The 19,591-nt window shown below is 70.3% G+C and carries 22 protein-coding genes and 3 pseudogenes; 16 read left to right on the top strand and 9 right to left on the bottom strand.

Annotated features, from left to right (window positions below; all coding sequences use genetic code 11):
* Nucleotides 1–35: 35 nt before the first annotated feature.
* A pseudogene (locus LRS04_RS12630) lies at nt 36–636 on the bottom strand (flagellar basal body-associated FliL family protein).
* 217 nt (nt 637–853) lie between these two features.
* On the opposite strand from LRS04_RS12630, the gene flgF reads away from it, so the two are divergent.
* The 5 genes from flgF (at nt 854) to LRS04_RS12605 (ending at nt 4,446) form a co-directional block, all read left to right on the top strand.
* Nucleotides 854–1,591: a flagellar basal-body rod protein FlgF gene (flgF, locus tag LRS04_RS12625; RefSeq protein ID WP_257816674.1), complete on the top strand. Its 738-nt coding sequence runs from the start codon at nt 854–856 to the stop codon at nt 1,589–1,591.
* Nucleotides 1,592–1,604: 13 nt separating this feature from the next.
* A complete protein-coding gene (gene flgG, locus LRS04_RS12620) occupies nt 1,605–2,393 on the top strand; it encodes a flagellar basal-body rod protein FlgG (protein WP_257816673.1) in 789 nt (262 codons plus the stop codon).
* Between the two features lie 4 nt (nt 2,394–2,397).
* A complete protein-coding gene (gene flgA, locus LRS04_RS12615; protein ID WP_257816672.1) occupies nt 2,398–3,141 on the top strand; it encodes a flagellar basal body P-ring formation chaperone FlgA in 744 nt (247 codons plus the stop codon).
* A 7-nt stretch (nt 3,142–3,148) separates the two neighbouring features.
* A complete protein-coding gene (flgH, locus tag LRS04_RS12610) occupies nt 3,149–3,883 on the top strand; it encodes a flagellar basal body L-ring protein FlgH (protein WP_257816671.1) in 735 nt (244 codons plus the stop codon).
* Nucleotides 3,884–3,984: 101 nt separating this feature from the next.
* Nucleotides 3,985–4,446, top strand: coding sequence for a hypothetical protein (locus LRS04_RS12605; RefSeq protein WP_257816670.1), 462 nt, complete (start codon nt 3,985–3,987; stop codon nt 4,444–4,446).
* A gap of 3 nt (nt 4,447–4,449) precedes the next feature.
* Here the strand turns inward: LRS04_RS12605 and dxs are convergent, their stop codons facing one another.
* The 3 genes and pseudogenes from dxs to LRS04_RS12590 all read right to left on the bottom strand — a co-directional run bounded on the left by dxs (nt 4,450) and on the right by LRS04_RS12590 (nt 7,522).
* A complete protein-coding gene (dxs, locus tag LRS04_RS12600) occupies nt 4,450–6,366 on the bottom strand; it encodes a 1-deoxy-D-xylulose-5-phosphate synthase (protein ID WP_257816669.1) in 1,917 nt (638 codons plus the stop codon).
* A 24-nt stretch (nt 6,367–6,390) separates the two neighbouring features.
* A complete protein-coding gene (locus tag LRS04_RS12595) occupies nt 6,391–7,272 on the bottom strand; it encodes a polyprenyl synthetase family protein (RefSeq protein WP_257816668.1) in 882 nt (293 codons plus the stop codon).
* Nucleotides 7,272–7,522: pseudogene (locus LRS04_RS12590) on the bottom strand (exodeoxyribonuclease VII small subunit). The gene LRS04_RS12595 and the pseudogene LRS04_RS12590 overlap by 1 nt, the downstream one beginning before the upstream one ends.
* Before the next feature lie 157 nt (nt 7,523–7,679).
* Here LRS04_RS12590 and LRS04_RS12585 point away from each other — a divergent pair.
* Nucleotides 7,680–9,095, top strand: a complete 1,416-nt coding sequence (locus tag LRS04_RS12585) for a PhoX family protein (protein WP_257816667.1) — start codon at nt 7,680–7,682, stop codon at nt 9,093–9,095.
* 10 nt (nt 9,096–9,105) lie between these two features.
* Here the strand turns inward: LRS04_RS12585 and LRS04_RS12580 are convergent, their stop codons facing one another.
* The 3 genes from LRS04_RS12580 to LRS04_RS12570 all read right to left on the bottom strand — a co-directional run bounded on the left by LRS04_RS12580 (nt 9,106) and on the right by LRS04_RS12570 (nt 11,540).
* Nucleotides 9,106–9,801, bottom strand: a complete 696-nt coding sequence (locus tag LRS04_RS12580; protein ID WP_257816666.1) for a hypothetical protein — start codon at nt 9,799–9,801, stop codon at nt 9,106–9,108.
* 142 nt (nt 9,802–9,943) lie between these two features.
* The gene (locus LRS04_RS12575) at nt 9,944–10,567 is read right to left on the bottom strand and encodes a histidine phosphatase family protein (protein WP_257816665.1); all 624 of its coding nucleotides are present in this window, start codon (nt 10,565–10,567) and stop codon (nt 9,944–9,946) included.
* 46 nt (nt 10,568–10,613) lie between these two features.
* Nucleotides 10,614–11,540 (bottom strand): histone deacetylase family protein, encoded by a 927-nt coding sequence (locus LRS04_RS12570; protein ID WP_257816664.1) that lies wholly within the window; start codon nt 11,538–11,540, stop codon nt 10,614–10,616.
* Nucleotides 11,541–11,572: 32 nt separating this feature from the next.
* Between LRS04_RS12570 and LRS04_RS12565 the strand changes: the two genes are divergently transcribed.
* The 4 genes from LRS04_RS12565 (at nt 11,573) to LRS04_RS12550 (ending at nt 13,786) form a co-directional block, all read left to right on the top strand.
* Nucleotides 11,573–12,145, top strand: coding sequence for a GNAT family N-acetyltransferase (locus LRS04_RS12565; RefSeq protein WP_257816663.1), 573 nt, complete (start codon nt 11,573–11,575; stop codon nt 12,143–12,145).
* Between the two features lie 113 nt (nt 12,146–12,258).
* A complete protein-coding gene (locus LRS04_RS12560) occupies nt 12,259–12,768 on the top strand; it encodes a recombinase family protein (protein WP_257816662.1) in 510 nt (169 codons plus the stop codon).
* 80 nt (nt 12,769–12,848) lie between these two features.
* Nucleotides 12,849–13,343, top strand: a complete 495-nt coding sequence (locus tag LRS04_RS12555; RefSeq protein ID WP_257816661.1) for a hypothetical protein — start codon at nt 12,849–12,851, stop codon at nt 13,341–13,343.
* Complete coding sequence (locus LRS04_RS12550; RefSeq protein ID WP_257816660.1) at nt 13,340–13,786, top strand: hypothetical protein; 447 nt, start codon at nt 13,340–13,342, stop codon at nt 13,784–13,786. Before LRS04_RS12555 ends, LRS04_RS12550 begins: the two co-directional genes overlap by 4 nt.
* Here LRS04_RS12550 and LRS04_RS12545 read toward each other — a convergent pair.
* Nucleotides 13,783–14,679 (bottom strand): LysR family transcriptional regulator, encoded by an 897-nt coding sequence (locus tag LRS04_RS12545; RefSeq protein WP_257816659.1) that lies wholly within the window; start codon nt 14,677–14,679, stop codon nt 13,783–13,785. The two genes, LRS04_RS12550 and LRS04_RS12545, sit on opposite strands and share 4 nt — an antisense overlap.
* Between LRS04_RS12545 and LRS04_RS12540 the strand changes: the two are divergent.
* The 6 genes and pseudogenes from LRS04_RS12540 (at nt 14,636) to LRS04_RS12515 (ending at nt 19,240) form a co-directional block, all read left to right on the top strand.
* Nucleotides 14,636–15,747 (top strand): annotated as a pseudogene (locus LRS04_RS12540) (aldo/keto reductase). The gene LRS04_RS12545 and the pseudogene LRS04_RS12540 overlap by 44 nt on opposite strands.
* 112 nt (nt 15,748–15,859) lie before the next feature.
* Entirely contained in the window at nt 15,860–17,035 is a 1,176-nt protein-coding gene (locus LRS04_RS12535) for a VWA domain-containing protein (RefSeq protein WP_257816658.1), read from the top strand.
* Between the two features lie 61 nt (nt 17,036–17,096).
* Nucleotides 17,097–17,756, top strand: a complete 660-nt coding sequence (locus tag LRS04_RS12530) for a TetR/AcrR family transcriptional regulator (protein WP_257816657.1) — start codon at nt 17,097–17,099, stop codon at nt 17,754–17,756.
* Nucleotides 17,757–18,104 (top strand): hypothetical protein, encoded by a 348-nt coding sequence (locus LRS04_RS12525; RefSeq protein WP_257816656.1) that lies wholly within the window; start codon nt 17,757–17,759, stop codon nt 18,102–18,104. It begins immediately after the preceding gene.
* The gene (locus tag LRS04_RS12520) at nt 18,046–18,915 is read left to right on the top strand and encodes a hypothetical protein (protein WP_257816655.1); all 870 of its coding nucleotides are present in this window, start codon (nt 18,046–18,048) and stop codon (nt 18,913–18,915) included. Before LRS04_RS12525 ends, LRS04_RS12520 begins: the two co-directional genes overlap by 59 nt.
* A 10-nt stretch (nt 18,916–18,925) precedes the next feature.
* Nucleotides 18,926–19,240, top strand: a complete 315-nt coding sequence (locus LRS04_RS12515; RefSeq protein ID WP_257816654.1) for a cupin — start codon at nt 18,926–18,928, stop codon at nt 19,238–19,240.
* Here LRS04_RS12515 and LRS04_RS12510 read toward each other — a convergent pair.
* Complete coding sequence (locus LRS04_RS12510) at nt 19,237–19,545, bottom strand: hypothetical protein (protein ID WP_257816653.1); 309 nt, start codon at nt 19,543–19,545, stop codon at nt 19,237–19,239. The genes LRS04_RS12515 and LRS04_RS12510 overlap by 4 nt on opposite strands.
* Nucleotides 19,546–19,591: the final 46 nt, after the last annotated feature.

Here is a 19,591-nt window from a genome sequence, read left to right as displayed (position 1 = left end):
CAAGCGTACGCGAACCGGCGCCCCCGGAAGGGGCGTCAGTTGATCAGCATCTCCTCGATGAGCACGGCGTTCGCCTTCTGGGGCGCGATCACCAGGTTCACCCGGCGCAGGATCTCCATGCGGAGCTGGTAGGACCCCTGGCTGCCCTGCAGGTCCTCGGGACGCAGCTCGCGCAGGAAGGTCTGGAACATGTCCTGCAGCCTCGGCATGTTCGGATCGAGATCCTCGACCACGTGCTCGTCGGGCAGCTCCAGGGTCAGCTTGAGCTTCAGGAAGGTGGACCGGCCCTCGTTGGTCTGCATGTTCACGACCACGTCGGGCAGGGTGTAGAAGACCACGCCGTCGGGGCCTTCACGGACCTGGGCGCCGCCGCCCTCGCCCCTCCTTGCCTTCCTTCTTCTCGCCCTTCTTTTCCTTCTTCTTTTCCTTCTTCTCCTTGCCGTGCTCGCCGGCCGCGGCTTCCGCGTCGGGCTTCGGCTTCATGAGGAAGAAGGCCGCGCCGCCGCCGCCGCCCAGCACGAGGACGGCCGCCGCGCCGGCGATGATCAGGAGCTTGAGGGGCGGCTTCTTCTTGCCGCCTTCCTCGCCCTCGGCGGCCTCGCCTTCGGGCGCTTCCTTGGCCTTGCTGTCGGACACGCGCGCGTTCCTTAGAATCTACACCCCGTCCTCATGGCCCCGGTTTGGTTAAGAACCCGTTTTTAACGGAGATTAACGGCGGCAAATCGGGCCCGGCAGAAATCGCCGGTAGGCGCGCGTTAACCATCTTAAATACTGGATTTTATGGGGTTTTCGCTTGGCCCGAAGCTTGCAGCGGAATGCGACGAAAGTTCGCTTCGGGTTCAGGCAGACCTTAATGGAAAACGCGTCCTACGTCGGGCTGTCCCGCCAGATCGTGCTTCGGCGCGAGATGGACATCATCGCCAACAACATCGCCAACGCCGACACCGCCGGCTTCAAGGTCGAGTCGCTGATGCAGCGGGCCGAGCCCCGGGCGCCGGCCTTCACCCTGCAGGGGCCGAAGCCGGTGAAGTTCGTGGTCGCCGACGGCGTGGCCCGCAATTTCAGCCAGGGCGCGCTGCGCACGACCGGGTCGCCGCTGGACATGGCCATCGAGGGCCAGGGCTTCTTCCGGGTGCAGACCGCGGAAGGCGAGCGCTTCACCCGCGACGGCCGGTTCCGCACCGACGACAACGGACGGCTGACCACCGAGGGCGGTTCGCAGGTGCTCGACGAGGGCGGCGGCGAGATCACCATCGATCCCGAGCTCGGCGCGGTGATGATCGCCGAGGACGGCACCATCAGCCAGGGCGGCCAGCGGATCGGCAAGGTCGCGGTCGTGACCTTCGAGAACCTGTCGGTGCTCGAGAAGCGCGGCGACAACCTCTACCAGAACACCTCCAACGCGATCGCCGCGGCCGCCCCCGAGGCCAAGGTGCGCCAGGGGATGCTGGAAGGCTCGAACGTCCAGCCGATCCTCGAGATCACCCGGATGATCGAAGTGCAGCGGGCCTACGAGTCGATGGCCCGCACCATGGATTCCACCACCGAACTCTCGCGCCGATCCGTCGAGCGCCTGGGTCGGGTGAGCTAACGGAGTAACGACGATGCAGGCGCTTCGCACCGCCGCCACCGGCATGGCGGCCCAACAGCTGAACGTCGAGGTCATCTCGAACAACATCGCCAACATGAACACGGTGGCGTTCAAGCGTCAGCGCGCCGAGTTCCAGGACCTGCTCTACCAGACCTTCGAGATGGCCGGCGCGCAGTCGTCGGACCAGGGGACCATCGTCCCGACCGGCGTCCAGATCGGCGCGGGCGTGAAGGCCGGCGCGGTCTACCGCATCCCCACCCAGGGGACGATGACCCGCACCGAGAACGACTACGACCTGGCGATCGACGGCCGGGGCTATTTCCAGGTGCTGCTGCCGACCGGCGAGACGGCCTATACGCGGGCCGGCAACCTGTCGATCAACGACCAGGGCCAGCTCGTCACCCAGCAGGGCTACCAGATCCAGCCCGGCATCACGATCCCGAACGACGCCACCGAGGTCGCCATCTCGGTCGCCGGCCAGGTGCAGGTCACCCAGCCCGGCCAGGCCGCGCCGACGGTGGTGGGCACCCTCGAGCTCGCCACCTTCATGAACGAGGGCGGCCTCTCCCAGAAGGGCGGCAACCTGCTGATGGAAACCGCCGCCTCGGGCCCCGCGATTACCGGCGCGCCGGGCACCGCCGGCATCGGGCAATTGCTGCAGGGATACACCGAGGCGTCGAACGTCGACGCGGTCTCCGAGATCACCGCCCTGATCGTCGCCCAGCGGGCCTACGAGATGAACTCCAAGGTGATCTCCACCGCCGACAACATGCTGGGCGTGGCCAACCAGGTGAAGTCGTAGGCCCATGAGGACCGCCGCCCTCGCCCTCGCCGCCCTGTTCGCCGCCGGCCCGGCGCTCGCCGCCACCCCGGTGACGCTGAAGGCCGACACCGTCGACGCCGACGGCATGGTGACGCTCGCCGACCTGTTCGACGGAGCGGGCCAGGCCGGCCAGGTGCGGCTCGCCGCGCGGCCCGGCCAGACCGTCTCCCTCGACGCCCGCATCGTCCAGCAGATCGCCTGGCGCTCCGGTTTGGAGTGGGCCAACGCCGAGGGCGTGAAGCGCATCCTGGTGCGCGGGCCCGCGCAGGGTCCGGCCGCCATCGCCGGCGCGCCGGCCGGCAACGTCGAGGTGCTGACCTACGCCCGCAGCCTGGCGGCCGGCGAGATCGTCCAGCCGCAGGACCTGGTGTTCGCCAAGATGGCCGCCGCGCCCGCCGACGCCGCCACCGACGCCGAGCAGGTGATCGGGCTCGCCGCCCGCCGCCCCTTAAGGGCCGGCGCGGCCGTGCAGGCGCGCGACGTGGCCGCCGCCCAGGTGGTGAAGCCCGGCGAACTGATCACCGTCACCTACGAGGACACCGGCATCTCGCTCGCCATGCAGGCCAAGGCGCTCGCCGGCGGCGCGGCGGGCGAGCCGATCAGCGTCCAGAACCCCGCCTCGAAGAAGATCCTCCAGGCCGTGGTCACCGGCCCGGGCCAGGCCGTCGTCGGCCCCGCCGCCGACCAGCTCCGGTCGCTCCGTTCAACCCGTATCGCGCTCCGTTAGGGAAGTCATGCGTCTCACCGCCCTCGCCCTCACCGCCGCCCTGCTGCCGCTGGCCGCCTGTTCCACGGTCGTGGAGGCCGCCCGGGGCCCCGAACTCGCGCCCGTCGGCTACCCGGCGGCCCTGGTGCCGCAGCAGCAGGTCGTGCTGCCGGCCGTTCCGGCCCCTGCGGCCTCGGCCAATTCGCTCTGGCGCAGCGGCGCGCGCGCCTTCTTCATCGACCAGCGGGCCGCCAAGGTCGGCGACATCGTCACGGTCAACATCGACATCGACGACAGCGCCAAGACCATCAACTCCACGACCAGCTCGCGGACCTCGGGCGCGACCCTGGCGACGCCGCACCTGGGCGGCCTGGAATCCAAGCTCGGCCTGCTGCTGCCGCCGGGCACGCCGCCGACCGACCCCACCGCGCTCATCGAGACCGCGTCGAAGGCCGCCAACACCGGCAACGGCGCGGTGAACCGGGCCGAGAAGATCAGCCTGACCATCGCCGCGGTGGTCAGCGCCGTCCTGCCGAACGGCAACCTGGTCATCCAGGGGACCCAGGAAGTGCGCACCAACTTCGAGGTCCGCCAGCTCACCGTGGCCGGGATCGTGCGGCCGGAGGACATCTCCAGCGCCAACACCATCCGCCACACCCAGATCGCCGAGGCCCGGATCAGCTATGGCGGCCGCGGCGACATCAGCCGCGTGCAGAAGACCCCGTCCGGCCAGTCGCTGGTGGAGCGCTTCTCGCCGTTCTAGGGCGGGCTACGGACACGCTGGCGGATTTTTCCGGGTTGTGACGGAGGTCACGGCAACCGCCGGCGGAGCATGACGTTGTCACCTCGGAAGGGGTCCGTCACATGCGCCGCCGCGCCGCTCTCAGCTTCACCGTCGCCTGCGTGCTCAGCGCCTGCGCGCACCAGCAGACGCCGAGCGCCCTGCCGGGCATGGCCTGGTCGCTGCACAGCGTGGAAGGCGAAGGCGCCAAACTGGCTTTCGGCCAGCCCTACAGCGACAACGTGGTGCTGATGCTGAGCTGCCAGCCCGGGTCCGGCACGGTGCTCGTCTCGGCCAATGCGCCGGCCGATGCGCGGCCGGAACTGACCCTGGCGTCGGGGACCCGCAGCGCCCGCTATCGCGCCGACGTAGCCCCGGGCCTGGGCGAAGGCGCCCTGGTGGAAGCCAGCGCCGCGGCGGCCGACCCTGTGCTGAAGCGCTTCGCCGACAGCGGCGAGCTGTCGGTCGCCGTCAACGGCAGGTCCACCGCCATGCCCGGCGACCGCGCGAAGGCGCGGCAGTTCGTGGCGAGCTGCGCCGGCTAGAGACTAGGCCCGGCGGCCCTTGGCGGTCGCGTTGTCCACGCCCAGCGCCGAGAGCGCGCCGCGCAGGATGCCTTCGGCGTCCAGGCCGGCCTGGGCGTACATCAGGTCCGGCTTGTCCTGGTCCTGGAAGACGTCGGGCAGGACGAGGGTGCGCACCTTGAGGCCGCGGTCCAGCGCGCCGTGCGAGGCCAGCGCCTGCAGGACGAAGGCCCCGAAACCGCCGACCGCGCCCTCCTCGACGGTGATCAGCGCCTCGTGCTCGCGGGCGAGGCGGAGGATCAGATCGATGTCGAGCGGCTTGGCGAAGCGGGCGTCGGCCACCGTCGCGGAGAGGCCGCGGGCGGCCAGCAGGTCGGCGGCCTTCAGGCTTTCCGAGAGGCGCGTGCCGAAGGATAGGATGGCGACCGCATTGCCTTCGCGGACGATCCGGCCCTTGCCGATCTCCCACGGCGCCGCGAGGTCGGGGATCTGGACACCCAGGCCCTCCCCGCGCGGATAGCGGAAGGCCGACGGCCGGTCGTCGATGGCGACGGCGGTGGAGACGGCGTGGGCGAGCTCGGCCTCGTCGGCCGGGGCCATCAGCACCATGCCGGGCAGCGCGCCCATGAAGCCGATGTCGAAGGAGCCGGCATGCGTGGGCCCGTCGGCGCCGACCAGGCCCGCGCGGTCCATGGCGAAGCGCACCGGCAGGCCCTGGATCGCCACGTCGTGGACGACCTGGTCGTAGCCGCGCTGCAGGAAGGTCGAATAGATGGCGCAGAACGGCTTCATCCCGTCGGCGGCGAGGCCGGCGGCGAAGGTCACGGCGTGCTGTTCGGCGATGCCCACGTCGTAGGTCCGCTCGGGGAACTTCTGGCCGAACAGGTCGAGGCCGGTGCCGGACGGCATGGCGGCGGTGATGGCCACGATCGCCGGATCGCGCTCGGCGTGCTTCACCAGCTCCTGGGCGAAGACCTTGGTGTACTGGGGGTGGCCGCCCTGGCTCTTGGCCTGCTGGCCGGTGACCACGTCGAACTTCACGACGCCGTGGTACTTGTCCGCCGCGTTCTCGGCCGGGGCGTAGCCCTTGCCCTTGTGGGTGACCACGTGGACCAGGACCGGCTTGTCGTCGATCTTGCGGGCGTTCTGCAGGACGTGGATGAGGGCGTCCATGTCGTGGCCGTCGATCGGGCCGACGTAATAGAAGCCCAGTTCCTCGAAGAACGTGCCGCCGGTGACCATGCCGCGGGCGTATTCCTCGGCCTTGCGGGCGGCTTCCTGCAGCGGCCGCGGGAAGGCCTTGGACACCGCCTTGCCGAGGTTGCGGATCGACTGGTAGCCGCCGCCCGAGACCAGGCGGGCCATGTAGGCGCTCATCCCACCCACCGGCGGGGCGATCGACATGTCGTTGTCGTTCAGGATGACCGTGAGCTGCTTCGTGGTCTCCATGGCGTTGTTCATGGCCTCGTAGGCCATGCCCGCGCTCATCGAGCCGTCGCCGATGACGGCGACCACCTTGTTGTCGTCGCCCTTGCGGTCGCGGGCCGCGGCGAAGCCGAGCGCCGCCGAGATCGAGGTCGCGGCGTGGGCGGCGCCGAACGGATCGTACGGGCTCTCGGCCCGCTTGGTGAAGCCCGACAGCCCGCCGCCCTGGCGCAGCGTGCGGATGCGGTCGCGCCGGCCGGTGAGGATCTTGTGCGGATAGGCCTGGTGGCCGACGTCCCAGATGAGGATGTCCCGGGGCGTCTCGTAGACATGGTGCAGGGCGACGGTCAGCTCCACCACGCCGAGGCCCGCGCCCAGATGGCCGCCGGTCTGTGACACCGCATCGATGGTCTCGGCGCGCAGCTCGTCGGCAAGCTGCCGGAGCTGGGGAATGGACATGGCCCGGGTGTCGGCGGGCGAGGAGACGGTGTCGAGCAGGGGGGTGACGGGCGGCATAAGGGACGAAGAAACCTGAGGTAACTAGTGACGGCGCTCTAGCACGAAATCCACGCTCGCCCGCAGGAATTCGGCCTGCCCGCCGAACGGATCGAGATGAGATTTCGTCTGTTTCTCAAGCAGGCCCAGGCGCTCGCGCGCCGCATCGACGCCCAGCAGGGTGACGAAGTTGGCCTTGCCCTTCTGGGCGTCCTTGCCGGCCGCCTTGCCCATCTGCTCCGGGTCTCCCTCGGCGTCCAGCAGGTCGTCGACGATCTGGTAGGCGAGGCCGAGGTCGTGGGCGAAGGCCAGGAGGGCGTGGCGCTCGGCCTCCTTGGCGCGGGCCATGACCAGCGGCAGCTCGAAGGCGCAGGCGATCAGGGCGCCGGTCTTCAGCCGCTGCATGCGGGCGACGCCGCCCAGGTCGTCGCGGACGCCCAGGATGTCGATCATCTGGCCGCCGCACATGCCCTTGGCCCCCGAGGCCTGGGCGAGCTTGGTGATCAGCTCGGCGCGGATCGCCCCGTCCGGGTGGGTGTCCGGGTGGGCGAGGATCTCGAAGGCTGCGGTCTGCAGGGCGTCGCCGGCCAGGACCGCGGTCGCCTCGTCATAGGCCCTGTGCACGGTCGGCCGGCCGCGGCGCATGTCGTCGTCGTCCATGCATGGCAGGTCGTCGTGGATCAGGCTGTAGGCCTGGATGCATTCGAGCGCGCAGGCGCTGCGCAGCACCGATCGCTCCGGCAGCTCGAACATCCGGCCGGTCTCGAGCGCGAAATAGGTGCGCAGCCGCTTGCCGGGACCAAGCGCTGCATAGCGCATGGCCTCGGTCAGCCAGGACTCCGGGCCGTCGGCGCGCGGCAGGAGCTCGTCCAGCGCCACGGTGACCAGGTCCGCGGCCTCGGCGACACGCCTGGCGAGGTCGGCCATCAGCTGAACTCGGCCGGTTCGACCCCTTGCGGGGCTCCCCGGCGCCTGCGCCCATGACGATCTTCTCGACCCGAAGGCGGGCGGCCTCGAGCCGCGTCTCGCAATGGGCCTTCAGGGCCGCGCCGCGCTCGTACATGCGGATCGAATCCTCAAGCGGCGCCTGCCCGGATTCCAGGCGGGCGACGATCTGCTCCAGCTCGGCCAGGGCCTGCTCGAAGGTGAGGGACTCGATCGGAGGCGCGTCGGACATGTGACCTTCCCGGGCGGGCAAACCAAAGCCCCACCCTCTCTCGCCCAACCGTTACGGCGGCGGGCAATCGGGCACAACTGTCATCCGGCCGCATATCCGTCATTGGACTGAGACACATCTCCGGGATAGGTCCCGATCAGTCGGGGAGTTTCCGTAGATGTCCGTCAGCCGCCGTCATTTCCTGGCGTTCGCCGCAACGTCCGCCGCCTTCGCGGGCCTCGCCCGGGCCAACGCGCAGCCGGCCCCCGGCTACCGCAAAGAGATCGCCGGCTACGGCCCGCTGGTTCCCGATCCGGCCGGCGTCTTCGACCTGCCCGAGGGCTTCTCCTACAAGGTGGTCTCGAAGGTCGGCCAACCGATGGACGACGGCTTCCTGACGCCGGGCAAGCACGACGGCATGGCCTGCTTCCCGGACGCCTCGGACCCGGACCGGGTGATCCTGATCCGCAACCACGAGCAGCGGCCCTCCGAGCCCGACCGCTCGGCGTTCGGCAAGGACGGCGCGCTGGCCGCGAAGCTGCCGGCTGGCAAGGCCTATGACCTCACCTCCGACAAGGGCCTGCCGATGGACGGCGGGACCTCCACCCTGGTCTGGGACGTGAAGCGGCAGCGGCTGGTCACCCACCACCTCAGCCTGATCGGCACGGCGGTGAACTGCGCCGGCGGCCGCACCCCGGCCCGCACCTGGCTCTCCTGCGAGGAGACCGAGATGAAGGCCGGCGAAGGCGGGGCGAAGGACCACGGCTGGGTCTTCGAGGTCCCGGCCGACCTGCGCGGCGTCGCCGACCCGGTCCCGCTCACCGGCATGGGCCGGTTCAAGCACGAGGCGACGGCCACCGATCCGCGCACCGGCATCGTATACCTGACCGAGGACTTCGCCGACGGCTTCTGCCTATTCTACCGCTACTTGCCCAACGACAAGGCGAAGCTGGCGGCCGGCGGCCGGCTGCAGGCGCTCGGCTTCAAGGACGCGCCCAAGGGCGATTCCCGAAACTGGGACGGCCGCTTCTGGGCCATCGGCGACAAGCGCAAGACGACCTGGATCGATCTTGAGGGCGTCGACAACCCGCACAACGACCTGCGCCACCGCGGCCACGCCAGGGGCGCGGCCTGGTTCGCCCGCGGCGAAGGCATCTACTTCGGCGACGGCGAGCTCTATTTCACCTGCACCAGCGGCGGGCCGACCAAGGACGGCCAGGTCATGCGCTACCGGCCGAGCCCGCGGGAAGGCCGGCCCGGCGAGACCGACCGGCCGGGGGAGATCGAGCTCTTCCTGGAGACCGGCGACCGCGACGTCCTGTTCATGCCGGACAACCTGGCCATCGCACCCAACGGCCACCTGTTCCTCTGCGAGGACAAGTACGCCGGCCAGAACATGCTGAAGGCCGTCACGCCCAAGGGGCAGGTCTATACGGTCGGCCGCAACGCCGTCGTCCCGGCGCTGAAGAACGCGCCGAACACCGAGCTGGCCGGCGTCTGCTTCTCGCCGGACGGCTCCACCTGCTTCCTGAACATCTACTATCCCGGCATGACCATCGCCATCACCGGGCCGTGGGCGAAGCTGAAGGCCTAGCGGCCGGACCTCAGAGGCCCGGCGCCTTGCCGACCACGTGGTTCACCCGGGCGAGCGCGTCGCGCCAATCCTGGGCGTAGTCGCAGTCCTCGTAGCCGGCGAAGTAGGGACCGCCGCGGGTGTAGTGGGCGACTTTGGCGTCGGGGTTGTAGTCGTACTCCCCGACCAGCCAGTTCCATTCCAGCGGGATCGACCCGATCAGGTCGTCGCTCTCCAGCCAGCGGAACTGGTGCAGGTCTGCGCCCGAGGCCGTCGAGACGTACTCCGGCGTCAGGGCCCGGCACCGCGCGTTGTTGATGAGCATGACGCTCGACCAGTTCTTCTTGGCGTAGCGCGACTGGGTGTGGTTCAGGAACTTCACCTGGTCCTTCGGCACATAGTCGTGCTTGGCGACCATCACGGCGTAGCGGTCGTCGGCCAGGGCGAACAGCTCGGCGAAGTCGGCGCGGGCGACCATGTCGCAGTCCATGAACACCGACCAGCCCTCGTAGCCGGACAGCCAGGGCGTGAGGAAGCGCGAGAACGAGAACTCGGTCGACTGCTCCGCCAGCATCGGCCGCTCGAAGTCGGGCTTCACCGAGGCCAGGTTGATCGGCGTGAAGCGCACCGGCCGCGAGCAGCGGTCGATGATGCTCTGGCAAAGCACATGGTAGGCGAGGATCTCCTGCCGGTCGTAGCCGATGTAGACATCCAGGACTGGGGACAAGCGGAACTCCTCGGATTTCAGATGGCGCCGCCGCGGCGCGGCTCGCGGGCCCGCGGCGCGGACGGGCGGCAATAGACCGGCTGGGCGCCGGCATCGTCCTTGATCCTGCGCAACCCGCCGGGAGGCACGTGTCCGCCCATGTTCAGCGCCTCCGTTCGAACCGGCGCATGGACCAGTACTTGTACCCCTCGCTCCAGGCGAGCCGCCAGCCGCGGCGCTTCAGCGCCCGGCCGATCATGTAGTTGAAGAAGCCGTGGGCCAGCACGACCACATCCTCGCCCCCGTCGGCGAGCTCGGTCAGCATGGCGGCGGCCTGCTCGGCGCGCGCCTCGGCCTGCCGGCGGGTTTCCTGGCCCTCGTGGTGGTTGAAGAACCACCACCAGAACCTGGCCCAGAACCCCCACATCTTCGGCGACATCCGCACCCAGGCGGGCCAGCGCGGGGGCGGCAGGGGCGCCTCGATCAGCATCTCGTGGCGCGCGAACTCCCGCGCGCCCGCCAGCGCCTGGGCGCTCTCGATCGAGCGCAGCCGGGTGGAGGCGACGAGCGACCCGCAGGTCTCCACGAGGCGGACGAGGCTGTCCGGCGGCGTCTGGCCCGGCAAGAGTCCGAGGACCTCGTAGCTGGCCCAGAAGGTCCGGTACTCCTCCGCGGTCAGCCGCACCTTGCGCGACAGCGCCGGCTCGCCATGGCGGGCGAGGACGATCGCGCCCCGGCGGGGGCGGGCGTCGGCGGAGGGAGCCTCGGAGATCAAGACGGCGGCCATTCGATCCGGTCGGCGCCGGAATTCATCCCCCACGCGCCGCGTTCCCTCACCCTTCAGACAGGGCCCGAACGTGCGCAAGCGACGACTGCCCCAGAGCCTGCAGGTCGTAACCGCCCTCGAGCGAGGACACAACCCGGCCCTTGGCGTGACGGTTCGCCACCGAGACGATGGCCCGCGTCGCCCACGCGTAGTCGGCTTCCTCGAGGTTCTGGCCGGCCTCGCCGATCGGGTCGCGGCGGTGGGCGTCGAAGCCGGCCGAGACGATGATCAGGTCGGGGGCGAAGGCGTCCAGCTTCGGCATCAGCGAATCGAAGGCCTGGCGCCAGGCCTCGGCCGGGGCGTTCGGCGGCACGACGGCGTTGGCGATGTTGTCCGGGACGCGCTCGGACGGATGGCCGGTGCCCGGCCACATGGGCCACTGCTGGATCGAGGCCAGGAACAGGCCCTCCTGCCCGGCGAAGGCGGCCTGGGTGCCGTTGCCGTGGTGGATGTCGAAGTCCACCACCGCCACCCGCCTCAGGCCGGCGTCCTGGGCGGCGCGGGCCGCGATGGCGACGTTGGAGAAGATGCAGAAGCCCATGGGCGTCTCGGGCTCGGCGTGGTGGCCCGGCGGGCGCACCGCGCAGAACGCCCGCTCGGCCCGGCCCGCCGCCACGTCGCGCGCCGCCGTGACCACGGCGCCCGCCGCCCGCCGGGCGGCGACGAGGCTGCCGGCCGACATGTAGGTGTCCGCGTCGAGTTCCAGGATGTCGTGCCCGGGATGAAGGGCGAGGATGCGGTCCACGTAGGACCCGGGATGCACGAGGCGCAGGTCCGCCTCCTCGACGAGCGGCGCCTCGCGGGCCTCGAGGTCGAGGTCGGAGGCGTCCTCCAGCGCGCCGACCACCGCGGCCAGTCGTTCCGGCCGCTCCGGGTGCCAGTCCCCGGGCCGGTGGTCGAGCATGTCGGTATGGGTGTAGAGCGCTAGGGTCATGGTCCCATCCTAACCCAAGTCCCCGCCTCCGCATGCCCGAACCCGTGATCCGCCGCGCCGGACCGCAAGACGCCGAGACGCTGTCCGAGATCGGCGCGCGCACCTTCAGCGAAACCTTCGCCCATCTCTACCCCCCGGAGGACCTCCAGGCCTTCCTGGCCGAGGCCTATGGCCTGGAGCGGACGCGGAAGGACCTCGCCGACCCGGCGAAGGCTTCGTGGCTGGTGGAGGCCGACGGCGAGGCCGTGGGCTATGCGCTGGCCGGCCCCTGCGGCCTGCCGCATCCCGAGGTGACCGCGGCCTGCGGCGAGCTGAAGCGGTTCTACCTGCTGAAGCCCTGGCAGAACGGCGGCCACGGTCGGCGGCTGTTCGACGAGATCATGGCCTGGCTGCAGGCCGACGGCCCCCGGGACATCTGGATCGGCGTCTGGTCCGAGAACCACGGCGCCCAGCGGTTCTATGGCCGCCACGGGTTCGAGAAGGTCGGCGAGTACGGGTTCGAGGTCGGACGTACAGTCGACCTCGAATTCATCCTGCGGCGCAAAGGGGCGGATTTTTCCACCTCCGCGCGAACGACGCAGGGCGCTCAACACAATTTTGCCTGAGTTTGCACTCTCGCCGACGATTATTGCCTCGATTTAACGAATAGCCCCTTGGCGGCGGGCCCCGCCTCTGTGAACCTCGGCCGCAATCGGCGGAGTTTGCTGGGAGCGTCGGGATGCTGAGGATCGGATATGTGCGGCTGAGGGACGAAGCCTCGGCCAGCGACAGCGCGGCCCTGAAGGCCATGGGCTGTCACGTCGTGCGCGCGGAGGAGCCGGCCCGTCCGGGTTCGGACGAATACGCCGTGCTGGATTCGATCCTGGAGTTCATCGGCGCCGGCGACCAGCTCGTGATCACCCAGCTCGGCCACCTGGGCCGGGGCGGGCGCAACATCCTGGAGGTCGTCGAGCGCCTGGAGCAGCGCGGCGCCAGCCTCTACATCACCGAGGCCGGGCTCTCGACCGAGGGCTCTGGCGGGCTGGCGCTGAAGGCGGCGCTGACCGCCGTGGCGACCCTGGACCCGCCCGGCCTGCTCCGCCGCCGCCGTCCGGCCGCCACCCAGGAGATTCGCGACCTGCAGCGCGCCGGCGTCGGCCCGGTGGAGATCGCCCGCCGCCTGGGCGTGTCGCGCATGACCGTCTGGCGCAAGCTGCGCGCCGCCGAGCCGCAGCCCGCCGAAGCCTGACAGGAAACAAGCTTCACCGTTCATCGGCGCGTCAGCTTGGCTGTGGCTTCTCTTCCGCCATCAACGAGAAGAGACGACCGATGACCAGGACCCTCCCCTCCTCGCCGCCGCGGCCAGCGCGCTCGCGCTCACCGCCTGCGCTACCGTCACCGCCGGCACGGCCCCCCGTCGCCCTGCCCCAGGAGCTGGCGGCCCGCAGCCACATCAATGTGGTCCGGATGACCAGCGACTGGGTGAGCGGCAATCCCGACTTCACCGACACCTTCACCGACGCGGTGCACGAGAACCTCGCCGACTGCGCCCGCGGGCCGCAGAAGCTGGACCTCAATCTCCACGTCTCCCACACGCGGCGCGAGGACCGGCTGATGCAGCTCTTCCAGGGCGGCGGGCGGCACGAGATCGCCGGCGTCGCGGAGTTCGTCGATCCGGCCACGAAAGAGGTCGTCGGGCGCTATCCCATCGACCTGGTGGTCGATGCGGGCGGGCCGGTGGAAGCGGTCTTCGCCGACCGCCAGCTCATGATCAGCGATGCCTTCGCCACCGAACTCTGCCGCCAGGCGTTCGGGAGAGGATGAGACCCCTCCGCCTTGTCCTGCCGCTGGCGCTGACGGCCGCCGGCTGCGCCAGCGCGCCGGAGCCGGCCGGCCCTGGCGCCCTGGACGATGCAGGCCTCGGCCACGGCCGGCGCGGCGGTGGTGCGGACCGCGGGCGACCGCGAGGTGCTGCGCATCGCCTGCCGGAGGCCCCCTCCGACCTGATGGTCGCCACACCGCTGCTCAAGGGCGGCGCGGGCGAGGTGCGGCTGGAGGTGGGCGCAAACACCTACGGCCTCACCGGCCAGGGCGCGGCGCCGGCGCTGACCGCCGTGGGCCCGATGCCGGAGACCCTGCCGGCCGCCGTCACCTCGGGCGACAGCATCTCGCTGCGCCACGGGCGGCGCACGATCGGCCCCTACCCGGCCCTCGATCCGAAGATGGCGGCCGCCTTCGCCATCGCCTGCCGCGGCCCCGTCGGCTAGCGCCGCCGCTCCGCCTGCACGAAGTCCACGAAGGCGCGCAGCGGCGACGGCAGCGTCCGGCGGCTCGGGTAGTAGAGGAAGGGGCCGGGGAACGGCTCGGACCAGTCGGCCAGCAGCTCCACCAGTTCGCCCGACGCCAGGCGCCGCGCCACATAGCCCTCGAAGGTCTGCAGGAAGCCCAGTCCCGCGAGGGCGCCGGACAGGAGCATGTTGCTGTTGCTGGAGCGGATCGGGCCGGTCGGCGAAACCCTGAGCGTCTCCCCGTCCCGGTCGAACTCCCACGGCGGCTCGGCCCCGCTCGGGAAGCGGACGCGCAGGCAGGGCCGGTCCAGCAGGTCGCGCGGATGCTCCGGCCGCCCCGTCCGGGCGATCAGCTCGGGCGTCGCCACCACCACATAGCGCTGGGGTCCGCTGAGGGGCACGGCGACCATGTCCTGGGCCAGGCTCTCGCCCCAGCGGACGCCGGCGTCGTAACCCTCGGCGACGATGTCCACGAAGGCGGTCTCGGCGGCGACCTCGACCCGGACCGCGGGAAAGGCCTGGAGGAAGCGCGCGACCAGCGGGGCGAGCACGAGATCGACGGCCGGCTGAGGGGCGTTGATCCTGAGCGAACCGGCCGGCTCGGCCTGGGCCGACCTCGCCTCCGACACCGCCTCGCCGATCTCGGCCAGCGCCGGCTGCAGGCGGGCGAGCAGGGCGGCGCCCGCCTCGGTCAGCGCCACGCTGCGGGTCGTGCGGTTCAGCAGGCGGACGCCCATCCGCGTCTCGAGATCGCGAAGCGTGGCGCTGAGCGTCGAGGGCGACACGCCCACTTCCGTCGCCGCGGCGCGAAAGCTGCGGCGCCGGGCGATGGCGGCGAAGGCGGCGAGCGCGTCGAGATCCAGCCTATCCACCGGTCACGGCCATTGTTCGATTTTCCGCACAGTCCGTGAGGAACAATGCCGATTATCGGAGGGATTGGCGAGGCCTAGGTTCGTCTCACCAACACGGAGACGAACCATGGAACTGCGCAAACTCGGCCGGACCGGCCCGGACGTCTCGGCGATCGGCCTGGGCTGCATGGGCATGTCGGACATGTACGGCCCGGCCGACCGGACGGAGAGCCTGGCGACCATCGATGCGGCGGTGGAAGCGGGGATCAACCTGCTCGACACCGGCGACTTCTACGGCATGGGCCACAACGAGATGCTGATCGGCGAGGCCCTGAAGCGCCACCGCCGCGACGACCTGGTGCTCAGCGTGAAGTACGGCGGCCTGCGCGGCCCGGACGGCGCCTTCCTGGGCTACGACGCCCGGCCGATCGCCACCAAGAGCGCGCTGGCCTATTCCCTGAAGCGGCTGGGCGTGGACCACATCGACATCTACCGTCCGTCGCGCCTGGACCCGAACGTGCCGATCGAGGAGACCATCGGCGCCATCGCCGAGCTGGTGCAGGCCGGCTACGTCCGCCACATCGGGCTGTCGGAGGTGGGCTCCGAGACCATCCGGCGCGCCGCCGCCGTCCACCCGATCGTCGACCTGCAGATCGAGTACGGCCTCCTCTCCCGCGGCATCGAGGACGGCATCCTGGAGACCACACGCGAGCTGGGGATCTCGATCACCGCCTATGGCGTCCTCTCCCGCGGCCTGATCGGCGGGCACATGAGCGGGCGCCGGCCGCCGGCGACTGGCGCGCGGCGGGTCCCCGCTTCCAGGGCGAGAACCTGGAGCGGAATCTGAAGCTGGCCGAGGCCCTGCGCGCGGCGGCGGCCGCCGCCGGGATCACCCCGGCCCAGGCGGCCATCGCCTGGTCGCTGTCGCGCGGCGAGGACATCGTGCCCCTGATCGGCGCGCGGCGGCGGGATCGGCTGGCAGAGGCCCTGGGCGCGCTCGAGGCGAAGCTGTCGCCGGAGGACCTCGCATCCTTCGAACAGGCGGCGCCGAAGGCGCCGCGGCCGGCGACCGTTATCCCACGCCGATGATGGCGATGCTGGACAGCGAGCGATGACCTGACCTTGGGGCCGCACTGGACATCGGTGTCAGGCGGCCCCATCCTCCGAAGTTCAAACGGACGTTCGACCGCGAGACTTCGGCATGTTCATGCGCTTCTTCACCGAGCTGCGGCAGGCCCGCGTGCCGGTGACGCTGAAAGAGTACCTCATGCTGATGGAGGGGCTCGACAAGGGCGTCATCGACCGCTCGGTCGACGACTTCTACTACCTGTCGCGCTCGGCCCTGGTGAAGGACGAGAAGAACCTCGACAAGTTCGACCAGGTGTTCGGCCACGTCTTCAAGGGCATGGACCAGGTCGAGGACGGCATCACCGCCGACATCCCGGCCGAGTGGCTGAAGAAGATCTCCGAGAAGTTCCTCACCGAGGAGGAGAAGGCGCAGATCGAGGCCATGGGCGGCTTCGACAAGCTCATGGAGGCGCTGGCCGAGCGCCTGAAGGAGCAGAAGGAACGCCACGAAGGCGGCAACAAGGCCATCGGCACCGGCGGCACCTCCCCCTTCGGCGCCCACGGCTATCACCCCGAAGGCATCCGCATCGGCCAGGAGAAGGGCCGGCACGGCAAGGCCATCAAGGTCTGGGACAAGCGCGAGTACAAGAACCTCGACGACCAGGTCGAGCTCGGCACCCGCAACATCAAGGTCGCGCTGCGCCGGCTGCGCAAGTGGGTCCGCGACGGCGCCGACGACGAGCTCGACATGGACGGCACGATCCGCGGCACTGCGGAGAAGGGCTACCTCGACATCCACATGCGCCCCGAGCGCCGCAACAAGATCAGTGTCCTGATCTTCTTCGACATCGGCGGCTCGATGGATTCACACATCAAGGTGTGTGAGGAGCTGTTCAGCGCGGCGCGCTCCGAGTTCAAGAACATGGAGTTCTACTACTTCCACAACTGCCTCTACGAGGCGGTCTGGAAGGACAACCGCCGCCGTCACGCCGAGAAGATCCCGACCTGGGACGTGCTCCACAAGTTCCCGCACGACTACAAGGTGATCTTCGTCGGCGACGCCACCATGAGCCCCTACGAGATCACCTATCCGGGCGGCTCGGTGGAGCACTGGAACGAGGAGGCCGGGGCCATCTGGATGGACCGGGTCGCGCAGATCTACGAGCACATGGTGTGGCTGAACCCGACCGCCGAGCGGCACTGGGACTACACGCCGTCGATCGGGGTGATGAAGCAGCTGGTCAACGACCGGATGTTCCCGCTGACCATCGAGGGCCTCGAAAAAGCGATGAAAGAGCTCGCACGGTAGGACGCGGCATTGTGACAGTTCCCAAACGGCCTAGTCTCGTGGGAACACTCCAGGGATTCGCATGACCGAGCCCCTCATCCACGACCCGCCCGCCGACGACGAGGCCCAGGCCGCCACCAAGCAGGCCGTGTTCAACGCGGCCGAGCGCCTGTTCGCCCTGCACGGCTTCCAGAACGTTTCCGTGCGCGACATCACCGCCGCGGCCGGCGTGAACCTGGCCAGCGTGAACTACCATTTCGGCTCCAAGGACGCCCTGCTCTTCGAGATCTTCCGGCGCCGGACGAGCGAGCTGAACCGCGAGCGCGCGCGGATGCTCCACGAGGCCGCCGACCGCCACCAGGGCAAGCCGCCGGTGCGCGAGATCCTGGAGGCCTATTTCGCCCCGCCGCTGCGCTGGGCCGCGCCGGACAACGACCGCCGGATCTCGGTGCAGTTCATCATCCGCGCCCGCTCCGAGGGCACGGAGGAGATGCGCGAGGCGCTGCGCAACGACGTCAGCCACCTGGAGCGGTTCGCCAACGCCCTGATCGCCGCCCGGCCGGACCTGCCGCGCGAGGAGGTCTACTGGCGGCTGCACTTCGTCCTGGGGATGGTCCACAACAACCGCTTCGTGGAATTCGACCGTCTGCACCACCTGTCGGGCGGCCTGACCCGCGAGGGCGACGTGGCCGCCCTGCTCCGCCGGATGCTGGACTTCGCCGAAGCCGGGTTCACCGCCTAGATGCAGCGCCTGGTCCTCAGCGCCTGCGCGCTGAGGTTCTGCGACACCTTCCTGCTCATCGTCCCCTTCTACACGGTGATGTTCGCCGAGAAGGGGCTGACGCCCACGCAGATCGGCGTGGTGCTGGCCTCGTGGTCGATCGTCGGGCTTCTGTTGGAGGCGCCCTGCGGGGTGCTGGCCGACCGGGTCTCGCGGCGCGGCCTGCTGGCGGCGGCGCAGCTCGTCCGCGCCGGGGGGCTTCATCGTCTGGCTGGCCTTCCCGAACTTCTGGGGCTTCCTGGTCGGGCTGATGCTCTGGGGCTTCAAGAGCGCCACCTTCAACGGCTGCTTCGAGGCGCTGGTCTATGACGAGCTGAAGGCGGTCGGCCGGGAGACCGAATACGCCCGGGTGATGGGCCGGACCCAGGCGGCGCGGGCGGCGGGCCTGCTGGGAGCGTCGCTGATCGCCGCGCCGGTGGCGATCTACGGCTACACCCCGCTGCTTCTGGCGAGCTGCGCGGCCAGCGTGCTCGCGGTGGCGGCGGCGATGAGCCTGCCCAAGGCGCCGCGGGTGGCGAGCGCCGGCGGCTGGAGCTACTTCGGCCACCTCAAGCAGGGCGCGGTGGAGGCCGCGAGCCTGCCCGACGTGCCGCACCGGCTGCTGTTCCTGGCGAGCATCCAGGCGGTGCTGCTGGCCACCGCCGACTACTGGGCGCTGTTCGGCCGCGAGGTCGGACTGACCAAGCCGCAGATCGCCCTGATGATGGCGGCGCTGGGCGCCATCGGCGGGGTGGCGGCGACGCTGGCGCACCGCATGCGGCACCTGCCGGCCGGCGCGCTCTACCTGATGGTCGTGGCGACGGGCGGCTGCCTGCTGGCGGCGGCGGCCAGCTTCCAGGTCTGGTCGGTGGGCCTGCTGGTCGCCTTCGTCGGGCTCTACTGGCTGGTGGACGTCAATGCCGACGCCCGCTTCCAGCACGCGCTGCGCCCCGAGACGCGGGCGACGGTCGCCTCCATGAAGGGCTTCGTCATGCAGGCCGCGACCGCGGTCCTGATGCTGGCCTTCGGGGTCCTGGCGAGCGCGGCGTCCTACCAGGCGGCGTTCCTGGCGTCCGGCCTGCTGATGATGGCGGTGGGCGCGGGCTTCGGGACCGTGGCCTGGGCGCGCGCCCGGGGCTAGAACCTTCGCCATGCAGATCGTCACCGACGCCCGCGACTTCACCGCCGAGCGCGCCTGGGGCGCGCGTGACCTCGCCGAGATCGACGGGGCGACCGTGCGCCTGCACTGGACCGACAAGCCCTACGTCTGGCACCGCAACGACGGCTGCGAAGTCTTCGTGGTCCTCACCGGCCAGGTGGAAATGCGTTACCGCGACGGCGGCGAGGAGAAGTCCGTCCTGCTGAACCCGTCGGACATGTTCATTGCCGACGTGGGCGACGAACACGTGGCGCATCCGCTGGGCGAGGCGCGCATCCTGGTGATCGAGCGGAAGGGCTCGGTCTAGTCTTCCTCCGCGTCGGACCGCTCCCCGGGCGGCGTGATGTTGTAGGCGGCGAGCGCGCCGCGGCAGTCCTCCCGCTCCCGGGCGTACCAGGCGCTGGCGTTCATCCCGTCGCGGGCGTCGCCGTAGGCGATGGCGACCATCTTGGCCTTGACGCACATGCCGAGCACGTCGCCGCTCTGGCGGGCCCGCTCGTACTCGCCGAGCGCTGCCTGCAGCTTCGTCTGGTGAGCCTTCTGGGCGTAGCCGCCCGACACCTGCGCGCAGCCGGCGAGCGCGAAGGCAGTGACGAGGGCGAGGGACTTCATGGCGGCGCTCCAAGCAACGCCGGCGAGGCTAGCTCAGAATCCCTCC

The organism is Phenylobacterium sp. J367 (genome assembly GCF_024699985.1).
Taxonomy (GTDB): domain Bacteria; phylum Pseudomonadota; class Alphaproteobacteria; order Caulobacterales; family Caulobacteraceae; genus Phenylobacterium.
Note: the sequence above shows the minus strand (reverse complement) of the source record. Positions and strands in the feature narration are given on the sequence as shown.

Bases quoted from the DNA above. Each gene is read 5' to 3' on its own strand.
- flgF (WP_257816674.1), top strand. From the start codon at position 854: ATGGAAAACGCGTCCTACGTCGGGCTGTCCCGCCAGATCGTGCTTCGG.
- flgG (WP_257816673.1), top strand. From the start codon at position 1,605: ATGCAGGCGCTTCGCACCGCCGCCACCGGCATGGCGGCCCAACAGCTG.
- flgA (WP_257816672.1), top strand. From the start codon at position 2,398: ATGAGGACCGCCGCCCTCGCCCTCGCCGCCCTGTTCGCCGCCGGCCCG.
- flgH (WP_257816671.1), top strand. From the start codon at position 3,149: ATGCGTCTCACCGCCCTCGCCCTCACCGCCGCCCTGCTGCCGCTGGCC.
- LRS04_RS12605 (WP_257816670.1), top strand. From the start codon at position 3,985: ATGCGCCGCCGCGCCGCTCTCAGCTTCACCGTCGCCTGCGTGCTCAGC.
- dxs (WP_257816669.1), bottom strand. From the start codon at position 6,366: ATGCCGCCCGTCACCCCCCTGCTCGACACCGTCTCCTCGCCCGCCGAC.
- LRS04_RS12595 (WP_257816668.1), bottom strand. From the start codon at position 7,272: ATGGCCGACCTCGCCAGGCGTGTCGCCGAGGCCGCGGACCTGGTCACC.
- LRS04_RS12585 (WP_257816667.1), top strand. From the start codon at position 7,680: ATGTCCGTCAGCCGCCGTCATTTCCTGGCGTTCGCCGCAACGTCCGCC.
- LRS04_RS12575 (WP_257816665.1), bottom strand. From the start codon at position 10,567: ATGGCCGCCGTCTTGATCTCCGAGGCTCCCTCCGCCGACGCCCGCCCC.
- LRS04_RS12570 (WP_257816664.1), bottom strand. From the start codon at position 11,540: ATGACCCTAGCGCTCTACACCCATACCGACATGCTCGACCACCGGCCC.
- LRS04_RS12565 (WP_257816663.1), top strand. From the start codon at position 11,573: ATGCCCGAACCCGTGATCCGCCGCGCCGGACCGCAAGACGCCGAGACG.
- LRS04_RS12560 (WP_257816662.1), top strand. From the start codon at position 12,259: ATGCTGAGGATCGGATATGTGCGGCTGAGGGACGAAGCCTCGGCCAGC.
- LRS04_RS12555 (WP_257816661.1), top strand. From the start codon at position 12,849: ATGACCAGGACCCTCCCCTCCTCGCCGCCGCGGCCAGCGCGCTCGCGC.
- LRS04_RS12550 (WP_257816660.1), top strand. From the start codon at position 13,340: ATGAGACCCCTCCGCCTTGTCCTGCCGCTGGCGCTGACGGCCGCCGGC.
- LRS04_RS12535 (WP_257816658.1), top strand. From the start codon at position 15,860: ATGTTCATGCGCTTCTTCACCGAGCTGCGGCAGGCCCGCGTGCCGGTG.
- LRS04_RS12530 (WP_257816657.1), top strand. From the start codon at position 17,097: ATGACCGAGCCCCTCATCCACGACCCGCCCGCCGACGACGAGGCCCAG.
- LRS04_RS12525 (WP_257816656.1), top strand. From the start codon at position 17,757: ATGCAGCGCCTGGTCCTCAGCGCCTGCGCGCTGAGGTTCTGCGACACC.
- LRS04_RS12520 (WP_257816655.1), top strand. From the start codon at position 18,046: ATGCTCTGGGGCTTCAAGAGCGCCACCTTCAACGGCTGCTTCGAGGCG.
- LRS04_RS12515 (WP_257816654.1), top strand. From the start codon at position 18,926: ATGCAGATCGTCACCGACGCCCGCGACTTCACCGCCGAGCGCGCCTGG.
- LRS04_RS12510 (WP_257816653.1), bottom strand. From the start codon at position 19,545: ATGAAGTCCCTCGCCCTCGTCACTGCCTTCGCGCTCGCCGGCTGCGCG.